This window comes from Streptomyces javensis (assembly GCF_039525925.1).
Taxonomy (GTDB): Bacteria; Actinomycetota; Actinomycetes; order Streptomycetales; family Streptomycetaceae; genus Streptomyces; species Streptomyces asiaticus.
In genome coordinates this window covers 12,872-30,127 of the sequence record NZ_BAAAIF010000031.1, presented here as the reverse complement: position 1 = coordinate 30,127, position 17,256 = coordinate 12,872, and the positions used below count along the sequence as shown (strand labels likewise).

Here is a 17,256-nt window from a genome sequence, read left to right as displayed (position 1 = left end):
CGGACGACGAAGACGGCTGGGTCGGTGATCGGGCGTGGTCGGCCGAAACCCGTTCCGTCGTGGTCGGAGCGGTCGTAGCGTCGTGCCATGGCCACTGTTGACGACACGGCTTACCGATACGGCGCCGCTGCCCCCGAGGACGCCGAGGCCATCGAGGCCCTGGACGGCTCCTTCACCACCGACACCGTCTTCCAGGTGACCGTCACCGAGGACGGGTTCGCGCTGCGGGAGGTCCCGGTGGACCCGCCCATGACCAAGGTGTTCCCCGAGGACGAGCCGGACGGCGACGACGCGGACGACGTGGATTCCCGCACCTTCGTCGCCCATGGGGCAGTCGGCGACCTGGCGGGCTTCGTCGCCGTCTCGTACTCCGCCTGGAACCGCCGGCTGACCATCGACGACATCGAGATCGCCCCGCAGCACCGGGGCAGGGGGGTCGGCCGCGCGCTGATGGGGCTCGCGGTGGAGTTCGCCCGTGAGCGGGGAGCCGGTCACATCTGGCTGGAGGTCACCAACATCAACGCGCCGGCGATCCACGCGTACCGGCGGATGGGCTTTGCCTTCTGCGGGCTCGACACCGCCCTCTACGAGGGCACCCCCTCCGAGGGTGAGCAGGCGCTCTACATGAGCATGCCCTGTCCCTGAGCCGACAGCAGGCGGCACACGGAGGGGGAGGCCCCGTCGCCCGCGACCGTGGCGGTCAGCAGCCAGGCCGGGGCGCCGTCCGGGGCGGTGGCCCGCTCGTACCACTCCACGCGCGCGTCCAGCAGACGGCAGCCCGCCGCCTGTCGGACGGCGTACCACCTCTGGAAGGGCCGGGACCGCCACACCGTGAGCGGAACGGCCCGCTCGCCGCCGGTGCGGCGGGAGCCGCGACCCACCGCGTGCAGGGCCGCTCCCGCCGCCCCTGGAAGGGTGCGTTCCACCGGTACCCCGAACGCCTCGGCGAAGTGCAGGAGGTACGCCATGCGCTCGGCCTCCGGCGGCGCACCGAGCACTGCCCGGCCCGAGTCGTACCACACCCCCCACTTGATGTTGGAGACCAGCCCGGGGAGCCGGTTCATGTCGCGGGGGATCCAGAACAGCACCACGTCCGAGCGGCGCATCGACTCCTCCTCCCAGGCGATCTGGTCCGCGTACGCCGGGTAGGACCCGTGGGCGGCGGGCTCGGGAAGGAAGACCGCCAGCCGTCCCGGGCCGTCCCAGGCGGCGCGCAGGGCGGCCAGGGCGGCCGGGCGCCAGGACGGCTCCGCGGGATCGGTGGGCGTGGGCCCGCACAGGTACACGGACGCGTCCCAGGACTCGGGCGGCTCCTGGCCGACGTACACCACCTCGACCGAGGCGGGGGTTTCGTTACGGAACTCAGTGGACACGGGACGCTCCGGGGTCGGTCGTGGGGAGGGTAGCGAGGAAGTCCAGCAGGACGGTGTTGAAGGCGTCGGGCCGTTCCAGAAAGCCGAGGTGGCCGGTGTCCGCCAGCTGGGTGTAGCGGGCGCCGGGGACCGTCGCGGCCACCTCGCGGCCCAGGTGGGCGGGGGCCAGCACGTCGTCGGCGAAGCCCACCACCAGCAGGGGCGTGGTGATCCGCGCGTAGGCGGCCAGCCGGTTCGGGGCAGGCGGGCGCGGGCGGTGCGCGGCGGAGGTGCCGCTGAACGCGGCGATCTCGAACAAGTCCAGCCATTCTGCGACCGCGCTCTCGTCCGCCAGGGTCCTGGGGGAGAGGTTCTGCACCAGCCGTACGAACGCCTCGTACTCCGGCGGCAGTCGGCCGCCCGCCTCGGCGTACGCGGCCTCGGCGCGGGCCAGCGCGTCGCCGACCGCGTCGGGCCGTCCCCGCGTGGCGGCCAGCACCGCGCCGCTCGCCAGTTGTGGATCGGCGAGGAGCAGCTCCTGTATCGCCTGGGCACCCAGGGAATGGCCGATCAGCGGGCAGGGTGGCAGCCCCAGCGTGGTGAGGAGCTCCCGTACCGCGGCGGCCAGTTCGCCGGCGGAGGAGTCGCCGGTGTCGTGGTCGAAGGTGATCACCTGGTGGCCCGCCGCGGTCAGGGCGGGCACCTGGTGACGCTCCCAGATCCGGCCACTGCCCCCCCGCGCCGGCGACCAGGACCACCGGCCGCCCCGAACCGTGGACCGTGTACGCCGTCCCGCCACTCACCGGGCCATCCTCCGCAGCGCGGTCTCCACCCACACCGGGCGGCCGGTGTCCAGGCCACGCAGCGCCACATGGACCCAGATGAAGGACGCCCGGGCCAGGATATGCGACCGCATGCCGTCGGGGACCTCGCCGCCCGCCGCCCGGTAGGCGTTTAGGAGCCGGTCGAGGACGTCCGTGCCACCGGCGTACAGCATGTCCACGAAGTCGGCCGCCGGATCACCGATGCCCGCGTTCGCCCAGTCCAGCAGGGCCGACAGCGCCGGGGGGCCGGACGGGTGGGGCTCCACCAGGGTGTGGCCCGGGTGCACGTCCCCGTGGACGAGTACCAGGCGGTCGGGCCACAGGCGGTCGTCGTCCAGCCAGTCCTGCCAGCGGCGCAGTCGGGCGGCGGGCAGCTCCAGTTCGGTCCGGGCACGGGTCAGCTTGTCCGCGATCCGGGAGCGCACGGCCGTGGGGTCGGCCGGGTGCGCACCGGGCAATCCCCCTGTGCCGTCCAGGGGCGTGGAGTGCACCGCGGCCAGGCAGCGGGCAAGCGGCTCAAGGTAGCGGTCCGGGTGGGCCAGCGGGTCCATCGACCAGCCGTAGACCAGGGTGGTCGGGTCCTCACTGCCCGCCGCCTCGCCGGGAAGGCGAGGGTAGGCGACCAGGTCCGGGGTGTGCATCTGCCAGTCGGGCACCGGCACCGGGACCCGATCGCGTACGGCGCTCAGCACGGCGCCCTCCACGGCCAGCTGGTCGGCGGCCTCCGGCCGCCGCGGCCGCCGCAGGATCCAGTGCGTGCCGTCGGTGGCGCGGATGTGGGTGACGCGGAAGTCCCAGCCGCTGTCGTCGGTCCGTGCGGACTCCGGTACGAGTGCCACGCCCAGCCTCCGCGAAGCGAACGCGGCCAGCTCTGCGACCTCCGCTCCCGGAGCCGTGGCGGCGCTCATCGGACGGCCACCACGGCGCCCAGGTGGCGGTCCCGGGTCGCGTTCCGGTCCACCTTGCCTGTGTGCGTCCGCTCCAGCGCGTCGACCGGCACGATCAGGCTGGGCACCAGATGCGGCGGCGCCGTTCTGGTCAGGCGGTCGCGGATGCCCGCGGCGACCTGACCCGGCTCGAGGTCCGGCAGGGGAACGAAGAACGCGGCCAGCGAGGAGTGCCCGGCGCGGTCCACCCTGGCGGCCGCGACCGCCGATACCTGTGCCGTTCGGAAACTCGTCGCTGCTGGTCAGGCGGTGTATCTGTACTCGTTGATCACGCCGCCGAGTATTCGGGTGTGCAGGAGCCGGTGAGTAGGGGAGTGCTTATGGGCTTTGGGTGTTCGTGGGCGAGGGGAGGGAGTTGTGTCCGGGCTTGGTGTGGGCGATGACAGTTGTAGTGCTGGGCGTAGGCGTCGAGGATCTGTCGGGCATGGGTTTCGTTCCATATGAGCAGGTGGTCGAGGACCTCGCGCCGCAGGGTTCCGATGACCCGTTCGCATTGCGCGTTCATCCGGGGCGTTCGAGGCGCTGTCGGCACGACCTCGATGTCATCGGCCGCGAAGACTGCGTCGAAGGGCTCGCTGTACTTCGCGTCCCGGTCGCGAATCAGGAAGCGCAGCGAGTCCCCGGTGAAGGACACCTGCGTACGGTCCTCGACCAGTACGCCGAGCACTACAACGCCGGGCGAGCCCACCGCGGCCTGGACCTACGTCCCCAGATGATGCCCCGCACGTCAACCCTGCCGGCAGCCACGGTCAGGCGCTGCCAGGTACTCGGTGGACTGCTCAACGAGTACTACCCGAGGCTAACCTGTCTGCCTCACCGTCCGCAGGAAACACCCTGCTCAGCAGCCTGATCGGAATATTGACACCCTGCAGGGGGCGGAAACCCCTGACTGCGGTGGCTTGAGGGTTCGCATCAGCCACGTTCTTTCGAAGTGGCGGTCATCGGGGGCAGAGCGCCTTGCCGTTGGCTGTGATGTCAGGGGCGGCGTTCCTCGGCGACGAGAGCGAGTACTCGCTCGCGCTCGTCGCGGCCCCAGGTTTCTTTGGTGGCGAGAACACCGACGAGGCCGATAACGGCGGCGCCGAGGTAGAGCAGAGCGGCGCCGGGCCAGCCGAAGGCGCCCACCAGGGCTGCGGCGAGCAGCGGTGCGAAGCCGCCGATGGCTGCGGCGACTTGGTAGCCGAGAGAGGCTCCTGAGGTGCGTGTGGCGGTGCGGAACTGCTCGGTGAGCAGGGACCCCTGTGTCCCGGTGAGCGAGGCGTGGATGAGCCCGATCCCGATGATGAATACGGCCACGACCAGTGCTGGATGGGCGGTGTTGGTGAGCAGGTACATCGGGAAGGCGAACAGGATCGCTGCCGTGCAGCCCGTGATGTAGAGGGGGCGGCGTCCGATGCGGTCGGTGAGCGCGCCGGCGAGGAAGGTGACCGCGATGGCCAGGATGCTGGCGGCTGTGATGGCGCCGAGAGCAACGGATCGCAGATCGGGGTTGCGGTCGGTGATGTAGTTGAGCAAGTAGGTTGCGGTGGAGTAGTAGGCGAAGGATTCGACCACGCGCAGGGCGATCACGCGCAGGATGCTCCGCCAGTCGTCGCGGAGGGTCGCGAGGAGGGGGTTTTTCTCGGTCTTGCCGTTGGCCTGGGCTTCCTGGAACTCGGGGGATTCGGAGAGCCGGGAGCGCACGATCAGCGCGACGATGACGAGGACGGCGCTGAGCAGGAAAGGTGTTCGCCACTGCCAGTCGCCGTCGAGTGTGGCGCTCCAGGCGAATACGCCGCTGGCGAGTGCGATGCCCAGGGGGTTGCCGGACTGGGGGATGGCGGCGAACATGCCGCGGCGGTGCCACGGGGCGTGTTCGTAGGTCATGGTGATCGCCCCGCCCCATTCGGCGCCGAACGCCAGGCCCTGGATCATGCGGATGGCTACGAGCAGGATCGGTGCGAGCACACCGGCCTGCTCGTAGGTCGGCAGCACGCCGATGAGGAATGTGGCGGTACCCATGACGACCATGGCGGCGACCAGGACGGGCTTGCGGCCGAGTTTGTCGGCGAAGTAGCCGCCGATCGCGCCACCGAGCGGGCGCATGACGAAGCCGACCGCGAGGGTGGCGAACGACAGGAGTGTGCCGACGAACCGGTCGTTTCCGGGGAAGAAGACGGCTCCGAAGTAGAGCGCGGACGCGGTTCCGTAGGCGATGAAGTCGTAGTTCTCGACGCTGGTGCCGACGGCCGCGGCGACTGCGGTCTTGACGCGGTCTTTCGTGCCGAGCACGCTTCGCCGTCCGACAACGGTGCTGGTGGGCATGAGGATTCTCCTTGCGGTTGGTCTCCCGGATCGCGGGTGCGTGATACGGGAGTCCCGGGCCGGCATGGCAGGGCGGGGCTGCTTTCCGGCGGTTCCAGGTATGCCGAGGCGACGCACGGCGGCGTTCGACGGCTTCGTGCGAAGGGGGCGCGGCGGGACCTCGCCCGCCGGCGGTGTCAGGCCGGTGGGGTCAGGGCGTCGAGCGCGTTGAGCTTGGTGACTCTGCGGCGGGTGTCTTCGTCGTCGTCGAAGGTGGCGGCGAGGAACTCGTGGACGATGTTGGGCACGAGTGCGTGGGGGACGAGCCAGGCGCCCATGGCGATGGCGTTGGCATCGTCGTGCTCGACCGCCTGGTGGGCGGAGTAGGGCTCGTGAGCCAGACCGCAGCGGATGCCGGGTAGTTTGTTCGCGGCCATGACGGCTCCTTGACCGGTGCCGCAGACGAGCACGGCCCGATCCGCGGCTCCGGAGAGCACCGGGTCGCAGGTAGCCCGGGTGATGTCGGGAAAGTCGACCGGGTCGGAGTCGTGGGTGCCGCAGTCGACGACCTCGTGGCCCAGGTCCTCGATAGCCCGGTGCACGGCGTCCTTGAGCGGGTACCCGGCATGGTCTGCTCCGAGGGCGACCTTCATCGGCTGGTCCTTTCGAAGAGGGCGGGCTCGAGCGCGGCCCGGTGAGGGATGGATGGTGCGGCAGCCGGCCGGGTGACAGCGAGCGAGGCGGCGGCGAGTGCCGCGCGCAGTCGCCGTTCGAAGGGCAGTGTGTGCGGACTGCGAGGTAGCCGGTGAGGTGTCGCCTACAGCCGTGGTGTCGAGTACTGACATGGGGCGCGGGTATGTGCCCACACGTGCCGCACAACGTGGTAGGCCGGACCGCCGGAACCGAGTGTGCGGACGACCTCGCGCCGGGTACGTCTGGGAGTTCAGCGAGACGGGATCTGGGGATCCTGATGGGGGATGTCCGGTAACGCGGTGAGGGCCGCGTGGTCGTGCTCATCGACGACGAGAAGGTCAAGGTCGGCGACGATGCCGCCTGGTCGCCGCGCTGCGCAGGTGCGTTCGACATCAGTACCGGGAATCGCGTGGTTGGCGTCGGGCGCCACCATGATGCGGTTCCCTGTCGCCTCATCGATGAAGACGACAGCCCGCCCCGAGGAGGTGTCCTCCTCCAGCCGCGCGCTGGTGGCAATGCCCATGCCGTCGCGAGCGAGGAAATCACGCAGGACAGCGCCGTTCGCGGCCTCCACGGCACCCGCCATACGCACTGAGACACCGGTGCGGACGGCGGCGATGGCCGGATGAGCGCCTTTACGCGGAGCCGTCATCGAGGAGTGTGCGCCGATGGTCTCGCCGGGGCTGGGCAGCTGGTCGGGGCGGATGGCTTCGTTCATGTCGATGCTGCCCACAACGGTTGTGCGAGTGCTCATCGGATGCCTCCGCGTGCCCGGTCGACGAAGGAAGTGGCGATGCGTTGTCCGGGTGCGGCGCGGCCGGCGAGGAGGTCGACCAGTCCGCGCACGCCGAGGCGGCCGATCGACGACGCGTCGTTGCGGACCGCGCTGATGGGCGGTGACGCGAACTCGAACCAGTCGAGGTCGTCGAAGGAGACGACCTCGATACGGGAGGCCTGCTCCGCACCGAGCCGCTCGCGCAGCGCGCGGACGGCCCCGAAGGTGGTCAGGCCGTTCGCCCCGAAAACGGCCGTGAAGCGGACACCCCGGTCGATGACGCGGCACATCGCCTCGGCTGCGCCGCTGGCCAGGAAGTCACCGGCGTCGAGCAGCCTGTCGTCGGTGCTGATCCCGTGCTTCTCACGCCCCGCAAGGTAGGCCGCGCGGCGTTCTGCCCCGGTGGAGATCGTGTCGGGGCCGCCGATGAACGCCACGTCGCGGTGTCCGCGCTGCCGCAGCCAGGCCAGGGCATGCCCGACGCCCTCCGCGTTGTCGGTGCCGTACAGCGGGGCGTCAACGCCCTCGATCGTACGGTTGAGGAAGACGAGTGGCAGCCCGGAGGTCAGCGTGGCCGCCAGATGCGACGAGACCGTGCCCTGCGGGGAGAACAGCAAGCCGTCGATGCGTTGCGCGGCGAAGGTCCGCAGGTATGCGTCGGCTTGTTCGGCGTCCTCGTTCGCGTTGGCCAGCAACACGGTGTAGCCGTGGTGGCGCGCTTCTTGCTCCGCGGCGTGGGCGAGTTCGGAGAAGAACGGGTTGCGGATGTCCGAGACGAGCAGCCCCAGCACGTCGGTGCGGGAGCGCCGCAGAGAGCGGGCGGGGCCGTTGGCGATGTAGCCCAGCTCGGCCGCGGCGGCCAGGACGCGGGACCGGGACTCGGGCGAGGTCTGGCTGCTGCCGCTGAGTACCCGGGACGCGGTACCCAGCGAGACCCCGGCTCGTGCCGCGACATCCTTGATCGTGGCCACCGGCTCCACCTCCTTGTGGAAACGTTTCCATGGCGGGAATGCCTCAAAGGTTGCACACAGAACACGAAAGGAGCAAGACCCGTCCGCCTCCTGAAGCGGAAGCGGTGGCAAGTTTTCCGAACCACACAAGAAGCCTGCGGAGTTGAGGTGACCAGGTATGGCCTTGTGTGGGGGCGTATGGCTCCGAGTGGACCGCTACAGCGTGGTACGGCTCGTCGCGGAGAGTTGCCGCACCGCTGGGGGTCAAGGGGTCGCAGGTTCAAATCCTGTCGTCCCGGCCAGCGTTTTCGCAGGTCGGAGGCCATTTCCGCGGGTAGTGGGAGCGTGAAGGGTGTCAATATTCCGATCAGGCTGCTGAGCTGGGCGTTTCCTGTGGACGGGGAGGCAGCCGGGGCGACGTGGTGTGGTACTCGTTGAGCAGTCCGCCGAGCGCCTGGCGGCGCCTGACCGCGACAGCGGGCAGGGGGATGATACTCGGGTCGTCGTCGGGTGCTCGTAGGCCGAGGCTGCGGTGGGCCCGTCTCGCGTTGTAGTGCTCGGCATACTGGTTGAGGACCGCGCGCAGGTGCCGCTCGCCGGTGATGAGGAGTCGGTCGGTGCACTCGGTACGGGCTGTGCGTATCCATCGTTCGGCGAATGCGTTGGACCGGGGGCTTTGCGGCGGAGTCGGGATGACGGCTGTGCCATTGCTGGCGAAGACGGCGTCGAATGCGGCGGTGAACTTGCTGTCTCGGTCACGGATGAGGAACCGGAAGCACCCAGCGCTCTCCTTGAGGTCCATGAGCAGGTTACGTGCGAGTCGGGTGACCCATGCGCCGGTCGGGTGGGCGGTGACGCCCAGGACATGAACGCGCCGGGTGGCGATCTCCATGACGAAAAAGATGTAGAGACGCTTGAGGAAGACGGTCTCCGCGGTGCGGGCGGTAGACCGAGGCGGCGCAGGACGCGTCTGATCGTGGTGGCCGCGGCCCGATGACCGAGCCGCCGCAGTTCGCCTTGGATCCTGACGTACCCCCAGGTCGGGTTCTCTCTCGCCAAACGCTGAATGAGCGCGATCGTCTCCTCCGGCAACGGTGGCCGACCGGGTCCGACCGCCGTCTGGCGCCACTTCCAACGCACCAGACGACGGTGCCAGGCCAGCAGCGTGCCTGGAGTGACCAGCCGATGGCAGCGTAATGCGGGTGGCAGGTGCCGTGCGAGAGCGGAGAGCACGGCACGATCAGCCCATGAGGGCCGCGGGCGCTCGATCTGCCGGCGCAGCACAGCGACCTCATGGCGGAGAGCGAGGATCTCGGCGTTGTTCGCGGGGGCAGACCGGCCCAGTAAGAGGAGGCAACCAAGCAGTCGGCAGAAGATCAGGTAGAGCAGTCGCATACCCACGATCACCGATCATGCCCATACTTGGACGATCGCAAAGCCCCAGGTCAACCACCGTACGCCAATAAAGACACCCTTCACGGGTTGCCGTCGCTACCGTCCGGCGCGTCCTGCGCCGCTCCGGTCTACCGCCCGCGCCGCAGCGCGCTTCCCAGCAGGCCTGGCGTTCCTTCTTGCGCTCCCAGGCTCACACGCTGCTCGCCTGCGATTTCATGGACGTGGAGACCGTCCTCCTGAAGCGTCTCTATGTCTTCTTCGTCATGGAGATTGCCACCCGGCGCGTTCATGTCCTTGGCGTCACCGCCCGCCCTACCGGCGCATGGGTCACCCAACTCGCCCGCAATCTGCTCATGGACCTGGGCGACAGGGGTGGGTGCTTCCGGTTGCTCATCCATGACCGGCACAGCAAGTTCACGGCCGCATTCGACGCCGTCTTTGCCGGCAACGGCACAGTCGTCATCCTGACGCCACCGCAAAGCTTACGGTCCAACGCGTTCGCCGAACGATGGATACGCACAGCCCGCGCAGAGTGCACCGACCGACTCCTCATCACCGGCGAACGCCACCTGCGTACGGTCCTCACCACCTTGCTCTTCCCCGCAATCACCCAGTTCAGCGGCATTACGGTCTTATTCGGTTGGGCTCGGGCTGGTTCGCTGCTTGGCCAGGCAATCGCCATCAGGTGATCCCGACACCTTGCTACTCGATGAACGTCGGGATGGAGCAACCGCTCGCGGCGCAGGAGCGCGTTGACCAACCACGGGCCGGCGCTCACGGGTCAGCCTTCGGAGGGACGCGGGGCGCGCAGTTGCGCCCGTTCCTTCAGCTCCTCCTCGTCGACCAGCGTGAGCATCGGCTGACCCGGCGCGCACAGCATGGTCACCACGAACTTGGTTGGTGCGCCCGACAGGGCGTTGCCGTCCTGGTAGTGGATCACGTCACCGCCTGGCTCCCAGAACGTCCCACCAGCCTCGACCACACGCTCCGGTTCACCCTCGAGCTCGAACCGGAGCGCGCCCTCCATCACGTAGCCGAACGACGGGCCCGAGTGGCGATGTGGAGGGAGCCCGGGGTGACCGGGAGGCCACTCGACGAGGATGGTCATTCCCGAACCACCTTCGGGAAAGAAGGGTGGAGTGACTTCCTGCAGCAACTTGACCTCGGGCGGCAAGGAGACTTCGTGGGCGCTCCCGTGCTCTGGGTTCTTCGCGGACATGTACCAGACCTCCGTAAGCCTGCCCGGGATGAACGATCTTGCGTCGGTTACCCCGGACCGGTGTGTCGACCCACTCGTTCGGCGGTGACCAAGTTCGCCGGTTCCTGGCTCACACTCGCTTCGCGATGAGGACAAGCCACAGCCCGCATCCGTGACACGCCGTGTGCCTTCTGCCTCGTCCGCACGGTCTCGACACCACCGTGCCTCCCATCGGCGGCCGCCGCAATCCGGGAGCCAGCGGCTTCGAGACCGCATCGCGCCGTGTCATCGGCGGGCATCCAGTGCCGCATCAGGCACTGGCTTGTTGTGGTGTGACGCGCCGCTCGGGTGCTGGCGCAGGCGGTGCGTCACCACGTGAAGTCGGCCTGTGTGCGTGTCAGCTTTTTGTGGCGTGTGGTTGGGGCCATGTGGTGTGGGTGGTGTGGTCGTGGAAGTCGGCTCGCAGGGTCAGTTTGCCGCCGAGGGCGGTGATGTAAGCGGCCATGGTGTCGATCTGCGGGGTGCTGGCTCCGTTTTCGATCTGTGCGATCCGGGCCTGGCTGACTCCCAGTTCCCGGGCCAGCGCCCGCTGGCTCATCCCCCGGCTGCGCCGGGCCTTTTTCAGGAATGCCCCCCAGATGTGGGTGGTGGTCTTGTCAGGCGGTGCCCCGTCGGTGTGCTTGGCCGGGTGTGTGGCGTGGTCAGTCCGCATAGTTCTGCGGTGGCGGCGGTCATCAGGTCGACTGCTCCTGGTCCCTGGTGGCAGCTTGTGGCGACGAGGTGGCGACGAGGAGATCTCGCACCTGCCGGGCCCGGGTGAGTGCACGGTCGGGTACGGGGATCCAGCCGAAGGCGTCGTGGAGGTAGCGCTCCAGTACGGCCCGCTCGTCGCGGCCGCCGGTGGCGCGGACCAGTTCGAGTTCGGTGATCTCGCACACGGACACTCGGCCCTCGTCCAGGATGCCCGCCCAGTGTCGTTCCACGGCGGGGGTTGCGGAACAGGCGGTTGCAGGCGCTGGTGTCGATCAGATAGGACTCGCTCACGCCGGGCGGGCCTCGCCGAAGGCGCCGCCCTCACCCGCGAGCTCGCTCAGCCGCTGCCGGGCCGCGCGACGCTGGTAGATCGCACCGACCGCAATATCCACCGCCTTGGCCACGACCTCGGTGTCATCCTCGGTGTGCAGGAGTTGCTTGGCCTCGGCGAGGCGCTCCTCGTCGATTTCAATGGTGATCTTGGCCATCATGTCCTCCCTGAACGCCTGGGCATCTTCGCAACGATAAAAAATCCCTTATTGGAGGGGCTGGCGCAGGTGTCGCGCGGTCGACGTCAAGGCGCCTCGGCTGGGATGCCCCCGCGTCGGCTCCCATGGGCGGGGAGGGAAGCTCGGGTCCACGCGGTCGAAGTCGCCGGACCGTGGTCCGCGTCATTCGAAGGAGGGATACGTCACCCGACTGCGCCCGGGCGACGCCGACTGGCGCGTGCTGCCACCGCCCGCGCCACCGCCGCTCGTGTCCGCGCCGCCGTCGTCGTCGTCCGAGCCGCCGCCCCCGCTGCCGCCGGCACCCCCAGCACAAGCAGCTCGCCGTGCAGGCGCCGGTAGCCCCAGTTCGGGTTCTCCTTCGCCAGTCGCAGCACCAGGGTGCGGATGGAGCGCACGGTGCACGGTCGTCCCGGGCGTTTGGGGCGGCAGGAGGAGGCATGGCGGTGTGCGACGAGGCTGCGGTGCCAACGCAGTACCGTGTCGGGGCGGACGAGCAGCCGTAACTGTCGCAGGACGTGCAGTGGCAGCCGGTGAAGCAGCGCCGCCACGAACGCCCGATCGCTTGGCGAGAAATGGATCTTGTCCTTGCCGAGTTGGCGTTCCAGCACGGTGATCCGGTGGCGCAGAGCGAGGATCTCTGTGTCCTTATCCCGGTCGGTCATCGGCAACAGGCGAAGCATGGCGAACGCGTTCGACACACCAAAGTAAGCCAGCGTCGATTACCGGCTGCGCAAGAGGGCCGACTCGGGCGACGAGGCCGACGGTCGTCAGTCCAGGTGCAGGCTTCCGGCCAGGGCGGATGACATTCTCGACAGGTGCAGGTGCAGGTGCAGGTGCAGGTGCAGGTGCAGGTGAGGCAGCCGTCATCGGTGTGCTCAGGTTCCTCTTCGAGTGGCACGGTCGCCAATTGGCAGTAGGGGGTGTCCTGGGCAGTGAAGTCAGTGGTCCGCTGTGCCTGCTTCCGTGACCCACTTCATGGGCTGGCCTGTTATGGCGGCGATCATGTCGTAGTCCTGGTCGTAGTGCAGCACGGTCACCGCATGTCGTTCGGCTGCTGCGGCGATCAGCAGGTCGGGCATGGACAGTGCGCGGTGGTTGCCTTTGGTGATGGCCTGTCGCTGGATGTCTTTGGCCCGGTCCCACACTTCGTCGGGCATCGGCAGGTAGTCGAAGCCGGACAGGAACCAGTGCAGGCGCTTCGCGTCGTTGTCGTTGCGTGCGGAGTACATCACCTCCATCTCGACCGGTCCGCACACAGCCAGTACGCCATCCTCGTGGAGTGGGTCGAGGACTTCGGCCACGTTCGGCTTGCGCCATCGCTGGAGGGCGGAGTTGTCGATCAGGAAGCGCTCACTCACGCCACGTTCCTGCTGTCGGGCTCCGTCCGGCTGTCGTAGGTCAGGTCCAGGTCACCGGACTTGATCGCGTCGATGCCCTCCTGTCGCAGCCGACGCTTGACAGCTTCCTCCATGGCCATGCGCACAGCCTTGGCCTTCGTCTTCACGCCGTACAGGCGCATGGCGTGTTCCACCATCTCATCGTCGAGATCGATCATGGTGCGAGACATCGAAAACTCCTCTCGTGGGGGATGGCGGCCTTCAAAATGATAGCAGTATGAGGCGTTGAAGTGGTGTCGTTTGAGGGGCGATGGTCGTGTGGGTGTCGTTGCGGCCTTGCGTGGGCGCAAAGCCGCATAGCGGGCTCCGTTCGATGACCAAGTCTGTGGCCTGGGCGTAGATGGTGGGCGGGTGTGATTTCAAGCTGGTGATGTCGGAAGAGGGGCGATCGGATTCGGGGCGGCTGCACCTTCCCCCGCGGGCGTTGTGTGGGGTGTGCGGTTCATGGCGGCGTCCGGGGCGGCGGATGGTCATGGTGTTGACGTGAAGTGTTGTGGTGGCAGGAGGGGTGTGTTCGGGAGTCGGGCTTTGGGACGGTGTTCTCTCACTGATACCGATCGTTGCTGAGAGTTGCCACGCCTGAGGGTCAAGGGGTCGCAGGTTCAAATCCTGTCGTCCCGACCAGCATTTTCGCAGGTCAGAGGCCGTTTCCGCGAGTAGCGGAGGCGGCCTTTGCCGTATCTGGGCAGGGAGCGATGGGGAGCCCTCGTGCTCCCAACTCGCGGACGTGTCAACGGTGTCCGGTTCGTCCGTCACCCGATCCGGTAGACCTGCGGCGCCGTACCGAGCCCCTGTGCGTCGTCGTCAACCGCAGGCCCCTGAGGTCACCCCGTCGATCTGGATGCTCTCTGCACCGAGAGGCATTAGTCGGCGCGCGGTGTAGTCCCGCTTCGCGGTGATGAACCTGCGGTGCCGGGCCAGCAAGGTGCCGGGGGCGACAGGGAACACCTCGCGCCAGTGGCGTCGGGGTATCGGCCCGGACAGGGCGGCAAACCAGAACCGGTCGGCGAGCTCGTAGCGGACTGGTCCGGCCAGCTGGCGACGCAGGACCGCGTTCTCGTGCCGCGGCGCCAGAAGTTCCGTGTCCTTCGCCGTCCCGCGACGGAGGAGAACTGATGGAACGGTCAGCAGTTTCCGGGTCACGTTGTACAGCAAGGACGCGATCACGGAGGACATGGTCCCAGCGGACTGGCCGTACCACTCCCACCTGCGACGACGACTTTTCGAGCGGACAGGGTGGCGGAGCCGTAAGGCATCACCAGAATCTGCATGGCGATGATAAAAATCGACGTCGTGTAGAGTTTGAGGTGAGGGAGCAACCAGGCTCCTTCCGAGTCCCAGATGGAGGAACAATGCAGCAGCAGAAGTGGCTCATCACCGGCGTCAGCACGGGCCTCGGACGTGCCTTCGCCCAGGCGGCCCTGGCCACCGGGCACACCGTCGTCGGCACGGTCCGCTCCGAGGAGGACCTGCGGGCCTTCGAGGGGCTTAAGCCCGGGCACACTCACGGCCGCATCCTGGACGTGACGGACGACCACGCCGTCTCGAATGTGATCACGGAGGTAGAGCAGAGCATCGGTCCCTTGGATGTCGTCATCGCCAACGCCGGCTACGGCCTGGAGGGCACCTTCGAGGAGACGCCGCTGGCCGAGGTGCGGCGGCAATTCGAGGTCAACGTATTCGGGGCAGCGGCCACCCTGCGCGCAGCACTGCCCCACATGCGCCGACGCCGCCGCGGACACCTGATGGCCGTCACCTCCATGGGCGGGCTCATGGCCGTGCCCGGCATGTCCGCCTACTGCGGCAGCAAGTTCGCCCTGGAAGGCATCCTCGAAGCACTGGGCAAGGAGGTCGCACAGTTCGGGATCCACGTGACGGCGATCGAGCCCGGCTCCTTCCGCACCGACTGGGCCGGACGGTCCATGACACGCACCGCGCAGTCCATCGACGACTACGACGAGCTGTTCACCCCCATCCGCGAAGCGCGGCAGAAGGCCAGCGGGAACCAACTGGGCAACCCGGCCAAGGCCGGGGAAGCCGTCGTGCACATCACGACGGTGGACCAGCCGCCGGCCCACCTCGTCCTGGGCTCGGACGCGCTACGACTGGTCGCCGCTGCGCGCACGGCCGTAGACGAGGACATCCGCGCATGGGAGACGCTCTCCCGTACGACCGACTTCGACGAGGGCGCTCAGCTCTGATGCCCGGCCACCACCCCGTGCGGAACCGGCGCGCCACCGAGCGCAAGGGCGATGTCCGAGAGCGGGCCATTCTCGACACCTGCGAAGCTCTGCTCGCGCAAAAGGGCTACGACGCCATGACCGTCGGCGACATCGCCCAGGGCGCCGGCATCACACGCGGCGCCCTGTACTTCTACTTCGGCTCCAAACAAGAAGTGGTCACGGCACTCGTGGCCCGGACCGTTGAACACCTGTGGGAGCGATCCCGGGCCACTGCGCAGGCCGACGAGCCGCGCCAGGCCATCGCAGAAGCCATGCAGCGCACGGTAGAGCTGTGGAACGAGCACGGCCTGGTCATGCGCACGGCGATCGACCTGTCCCTGACCGTGCCGGAGATCGGCGAGCTGTGGAGCCGTACAGCCGACTTGTTCATCACAGCCATCACCGCTGTCCTGGAACGAGCCGGCGTTCAGCCCGGCACCGAACCGGAACAAGCGTCGGCGATGGCACGCGCCCTGTGCTGGATGATCGAGCGGACCTTCTACCACGCCTCGCAGGAGTCCCGCGAGAATTTGCAAAAGGCATCCTCGACCTGCGAACACATCTGGCTGGTCAGCGCCGGGCTGACCGTCTGATACATCTGGCATGGACGGTGGAGCATAAGACGTTGTCCTATGTGGGTGTGTGAGTAGGGGAGTTGGGTAGGCCGACCGTTCTGTCCCCGCGCACAAGCAGGAGCAGTGGGGTCGGTAGCCACTACCGCCCTGGAACGACGAGTACGAGTGGTGAGCGATTAGCATGACTGAACCCCCTGCCCCTGCGGGCAAGTACATCTTCGGGCCCGGAGTTGCGGAAAAGCACACAGAACGGCAAGCAAATGGCTGCGTCTCCGTCGTGTGGGGCGTTTGCGCTCTGAGCGTCAGCGCGTACACCGCATGGAAGCTGTCGGCGCACTACCAGCTGTCGACCGTACTCCGCGCCGTGTTGGTAGCGGCAACAGCGCTCGTCGTCGGTGGGGGCGCCGCGCTGATCTCCGGCCTGGTGGCGCGGCGCGGAACGGAGGACAAGCGGGTCGCACAGCTCCGCGCGGGGTACGGAATCGAGGAGAGCGGCAGCGATCCGCAAGAGGACGCCGAGCGATGAGCAACCGTGGAGGACTGCGCTGCTCGGGCCCAGCTTCGTAACTGCCGCGCGGGACAGAGCGCAGATGGCCTCCCGGGGGCATCATCTCGCCTTCCTGCGGCAACTGGAAGCCGCCTGCCTCGCCGCCGACGAGCTCGCCGAGGCGGTGGAAGCCTCTTTTCTCCAGCACCCGGACGCTGAAGTGATCCTGAGCTTCCGCGGCCTCGGGGTCCAGCTCGGCGCCCGGGTGCTTGCCGAGATCGGAGACGATCGACAGGGGTTCGCCGACGCCCGGAGCCTCAAGGCTTACGCCGGATCGGTACCCATCACCCGTGCGTCAGGCAAGAGACATCACGTCGGACGCCGCGTGGTGAAGAACGACCGACTCAACCAGGGGCGGCTACCTGTGGGCCTTCTCGGCCTTGCGATCCTCGCCCGGAGCCACTGCCTCCAGACCGGCGAACCGTTCGACGAACACGTCGCGTTCCTCTCCGAACCGGCCACAGCCGCTTGACACGTTGGCATCGTGAGATGTCTGGGCTGAACCGTGCCGAAGGTCCGCGATCCGCACACTGCCGACCTGTGGACGTGGCTGATCATCGCCGCCCACACCCAACTGGGGGTTCCGCCACCTCCGCGTGAAGACCGCCCGTCCCGCCGACGTGCCCAGACCCTTCAAGTCCGGCCCCGGACGCCCACCAGGCTCGAAGAACCGCGGGCCAGCCCCACGTCACAAGCCTGGTAGGACCATGAAACGAATGGAAACCCTCACCGGACACGTTCGCCTGAAACAGCGGCAAGCTTAATGATCAAGCTTAGATGACACCGACTGCCTCGGCGCGGTGAACGACCGCCGCCGCGACCACGGCGCGAGGCAG

The 17,256-nt window shown here is 68.2% G+C and carries 21 protein-coding genes and 4 pseudogenes; 7 read left to right on the top strand and 18 right to left on the bottom strand.

Translation table 11 applies throughout. The features are described 5' to 3' along the window. Nucleotides 1-87 precede the first annotated feature (87 nt). Complete coding sequence (locus ABD329_RS25720; RefSeq protein ID WP_198275255.1) at nt 88-645, top strand: GNAT family N-acetyltransferase; 558 nt, start codon at nt 88-90, stop codon at nt 643-645. On the opposite strand, the gene ABD329_RS25715 is transcribed toward ABD329_RS25720, so the two are convergent. The 10 genes and pseudogenes from ABD329_RS25715 to ABD329_RS25670 form a co-directional block, all read right to left on the bottom strand. Then, entirely contained in the window at nt 621-1,373 is a 753-nt protein-coding gene (locus ABD329_RS25715) for a nucleoside 2-deoxyribosyltransferase domain-containing protein (protein ID WP_198275254.1), read from the bottom strand. The two genes, ABD329_RS25720 and ABD329_RS25715, sit on opposite strands and share 25 nt — an antisense overlap. Beyond that, a complete protein-coding gene (locus ABD329_RS25710) occupies nt 1,363-2,055 on the bottom strand; it encodes an alpha/beta fold hydrolase (RefSeq protein ID WP_309142601.1) in 693 nt (230 codons plus the stop codon). The genes ABD329_RS25715 and ABD329_RS25710 overlap by 11 nt, the downstream gene beginning before the upstream one ends. Nucleotides 2,056-2,151: 96 nt before the next feature. Next, a complete protein-coding gene (locus ABD329_RS25705; protein ID WP_246618149.1) occupies nt 2,152-3,084 on the bottom strand; it encodes a macrolide 2'-phosphotransferase in 933 nt (310 codons plus the stop codon). Then, nucleotides 3,081-3,311: a hypothetical protein gene (locus ABD329_RS25700; RefSeq protein ID WP_344316963.1), complete on the bottom strand. Its 231-nt coding sequence runs from the start codon at nt 3,309-3,311 to the stop codon at nt 3,081-3,083. Before ABD329_RS25700 ends, ABD329_RS25705 begins: the two co-directional genes overlap by 4 nt. A gap of 80 nt (nt 3,312-3,391) precedes the next feature. Further along, on the bottom strand, nt 3,392-3,757 hold the full coding sequence (locus ABD329_RS25695) for an integrase core domain-containing protein (RefSeq protein WP_425574380.1): 366 nt from the start codon (nt 3,755-3,757) through the stop codon (nt 3,392-3,394). 341 nt (nt 3,758-4,098) lie between these two features. After that, a complete protein-coding gene (locus tag ABD329_RS25690; RefSeq protein WP_198275253.1) occupies nt 4,099-5,427 on the bottom strand; it encodes an MFS transporter in 1,329 nt (442 codons plus the stop codon). A 176-nt stretch (nt 5,428-5,603) separates the two neighbouring features. Beyond that, a complete protein-coding gene (locus ABD329_RS25685) occupies nt 5,604-6,059 on the bottom strand; it encodes an RpiB/LacA/LacB family sugar-phosphate isomerase (RefSeq protein ID WP_198275252.1) in 456 nt (151 codons plus the stop codon). A gap of 290 nt (nt 6,060-6,349) precedes the next feature. Beyond that, entirely contained in the window at nt 6,350-6,853 is a 504-nt protein-coding gene (locus tag ABD329_RS25680) for a carbohydrate kinase family protein (protein ID WP_198275251.1), read from the bottom strand. Continuing rightward, a complete protein-coding gene (locus ABD329_RS25675) occupies nt 6,850-7,845 on the bottom strand; it encodes a LacI family DNA-binding transcriptional regulator (RefSeq protein ID WP_198275250.1) in 996 nt (331 codons plus the stop codon). The genes ABD329_RS25680 and ABD329_RS25675 overlap by 4 nt, the downstream gene beginning before the upstream one ends. Nucleotides 7,846-8,191: 346 nt before the next feature. Further along, nucleotides 8,192-9,225 (bottom strand): annotated as a pseudogene (locus ABD329_RS25670) (integrase core domain-containing protein). Nucleotides 9,226-9,434: 209 nt separating this feature from the next. On the opposite strand from ABD329_RS25670, the gene ABD329_RS25665 reads away from it, so the two are divergent. Beyond that, a complete protein-coding gene (locus ABD329_RS25665; RefSeq protein ID WP_198275248.1) occupies nt 9,435-9,908 on the top strand; it encodes a hypothetical protein in 474 nt (157 codons plus the stop codon). 92 nt (nt 9,909-10,000) lie between these two features. Here ABD329_RS25665 and ABD329_RS25660 read toward each other — a convergent pair whose 3' ends face one another. The 8 genes and pseudogenes from ABD329_RS25660 to ABD329_RS25625 all read right to left on the bottom strand — a co-directional run bounded on the left by ABD329_RS25660 (nt 10,001) and on the right by ABD329_RS25625 (nt 14,252). Beyond that, the gene (locus ABD329_RS25660; protein ID WP_198275247.1) at nt 10,001-10,438 is read right to left on the bottom strand and encodes a cupin domain-containing protein; all 438 of its coding nucleotides are present in this window, start codon (nt 10,436-10,438) and stop codon (nt 10,001-10,003) included. A 376-nt stretch (nt 10,439-10,814) separates the two neighbouring features. Further along, on the bottom strand, nt 10,815-11,129 hold the full coding sequence (locus tag ABD329_RS25655) for a helix-turn-helix domain-containing protein (protein WP_198275246.1): 315 nt from the start codon (nt 11,127-11,129) through the stop codon (nt 10,815-10,817). Nucleotides 11,130-11,151: 22 nt separating this feature from the next. Next, nucleotides 11,152-11,400: a PIN domain-containing protein gene (locus ABD329_RS25650; protein ID WP_246618147.1), complete on the bottom strand. Its 249-nt coding sequence runs from the start codon at nt 11,398-11,400 to the stop codon at nt 11,152-11,154. Between the two features lie 57 nt (nt 11,401-11,457). Further along, a complete protein-coding gene (locus tag ABD329_RS25645; protein WP_230993481.1) occupies nt 11,458-11,658 on the bottom strand; it encodes a hypothetical protein in 201 nt (66 codons plus the stop codon). Nucleotides 11,659-11,966: 308 nt separating this feature from the next. Further along, nucleotides 11,967-12,359, bottom strand: a pseudogene (locus tag ABD329_RS25640) (integrase); the annotation flags it as partial. Between the two features lie 258 nt (nt 12,360-12,617). Further along, nucleotides 12,618-13,037, bottom strand: coding sequence for a PIN domain nuclease (locus ABD329_RS25635; protein WP_198275245.1), 420 nt, complete (start codon nt 13,035-13,037; stop codon nt 12,618-12,620). Further along, complete coding sequence (locus ABD329_RS25630) at nt 13,034-13,246, bottom strand: type II toxin-antitoxin system VapB family antitoxin (protein ID WP_014059306.1); 213 nt, start codon at nt 13,244-13,246, stop codon at nt 13,034-13,036. Before ABD329_RS25630 ends, ABD329_RS25635 begins: the two co-directional genes overlap by 4 nt. A 634-nt stretch (nt 13,247-13,880) precedes the next feature. Next, nucleotides 13,881-14,252: an integrase gene (locus tag ABD329_RS25625; RefSeq protein ID WP_246618145.1), complete on the bottom strand. Its 372-nt coding sequence runs from the start codon at nt 14,250-14,252 to the stop codon at nt 13,881-13,883. Nucleotides 14,253-14,428: 176 nt separating this feature from the next. On the opposite strand from ABD329_RS25625, the gene ABD329_RS25620 reads away from it, so the two are divergent. The 5 genes and pseudogenes from ABD329_RS25620 to ABD329_RS25600 all read left to right on the top strand — a co-directional run. Then, nucleotides 14,429-15,277: an oxidoreductase gene (locus tag ABD329_RS25620; RefSeq protein WP_198275244.1), complete on the top strand. Its 849-nt coding sequence runs from the start codon at nt 14,429-14,431 to the stop codon at nt 15,275-15,277. Next, the gene (locus ABD329_RS25615; protein ID WP_198275243.1) at nt 15,277-15,891 is read left to right on the top strand and encodes a TetR/AcrR family transcriptional regulator; all 615 of its coding nucleotides are present in this window, start codon (nt 15,277-15,279) and stop codon (nt 15,889-15,891) included. Before ABD329_RS25620 ends, ABD329_RS25615 begins: the two co-directional genes overlap by 1 nt. A gap of 163 nt (nt 15,892-16,054) precedes the next feature. Next, nucleotides 16,055-16,399, top strand: coding sequence for a hypothetical protein (locus ABD329_RS25610; RefSeq protein ID WP_198275242.1), 345 nt, complete (start codon nt 16,055-16,057; stop codon nt 16,397-16,399). A 76-nt stretch (nt 16,400-16,475) separates the two neighbouring features. Next, nucleotides 16,476-16,827, top strand: a pseudogene (locus ABD329_RS25605) (transposase); the annotation flags it as partial. A gap of 95 nt (nt 16,828-16,922) precedes the next feature. Then, a pseudogene (locus ABD329_RS25600) lies at nt 16,923-17,184 on the top strand (NF041680 family putative transposase); the annotation flags it as partial. Between the last annotated feature and the right edge of the window lie 72 nt (nt 17,185-17,256).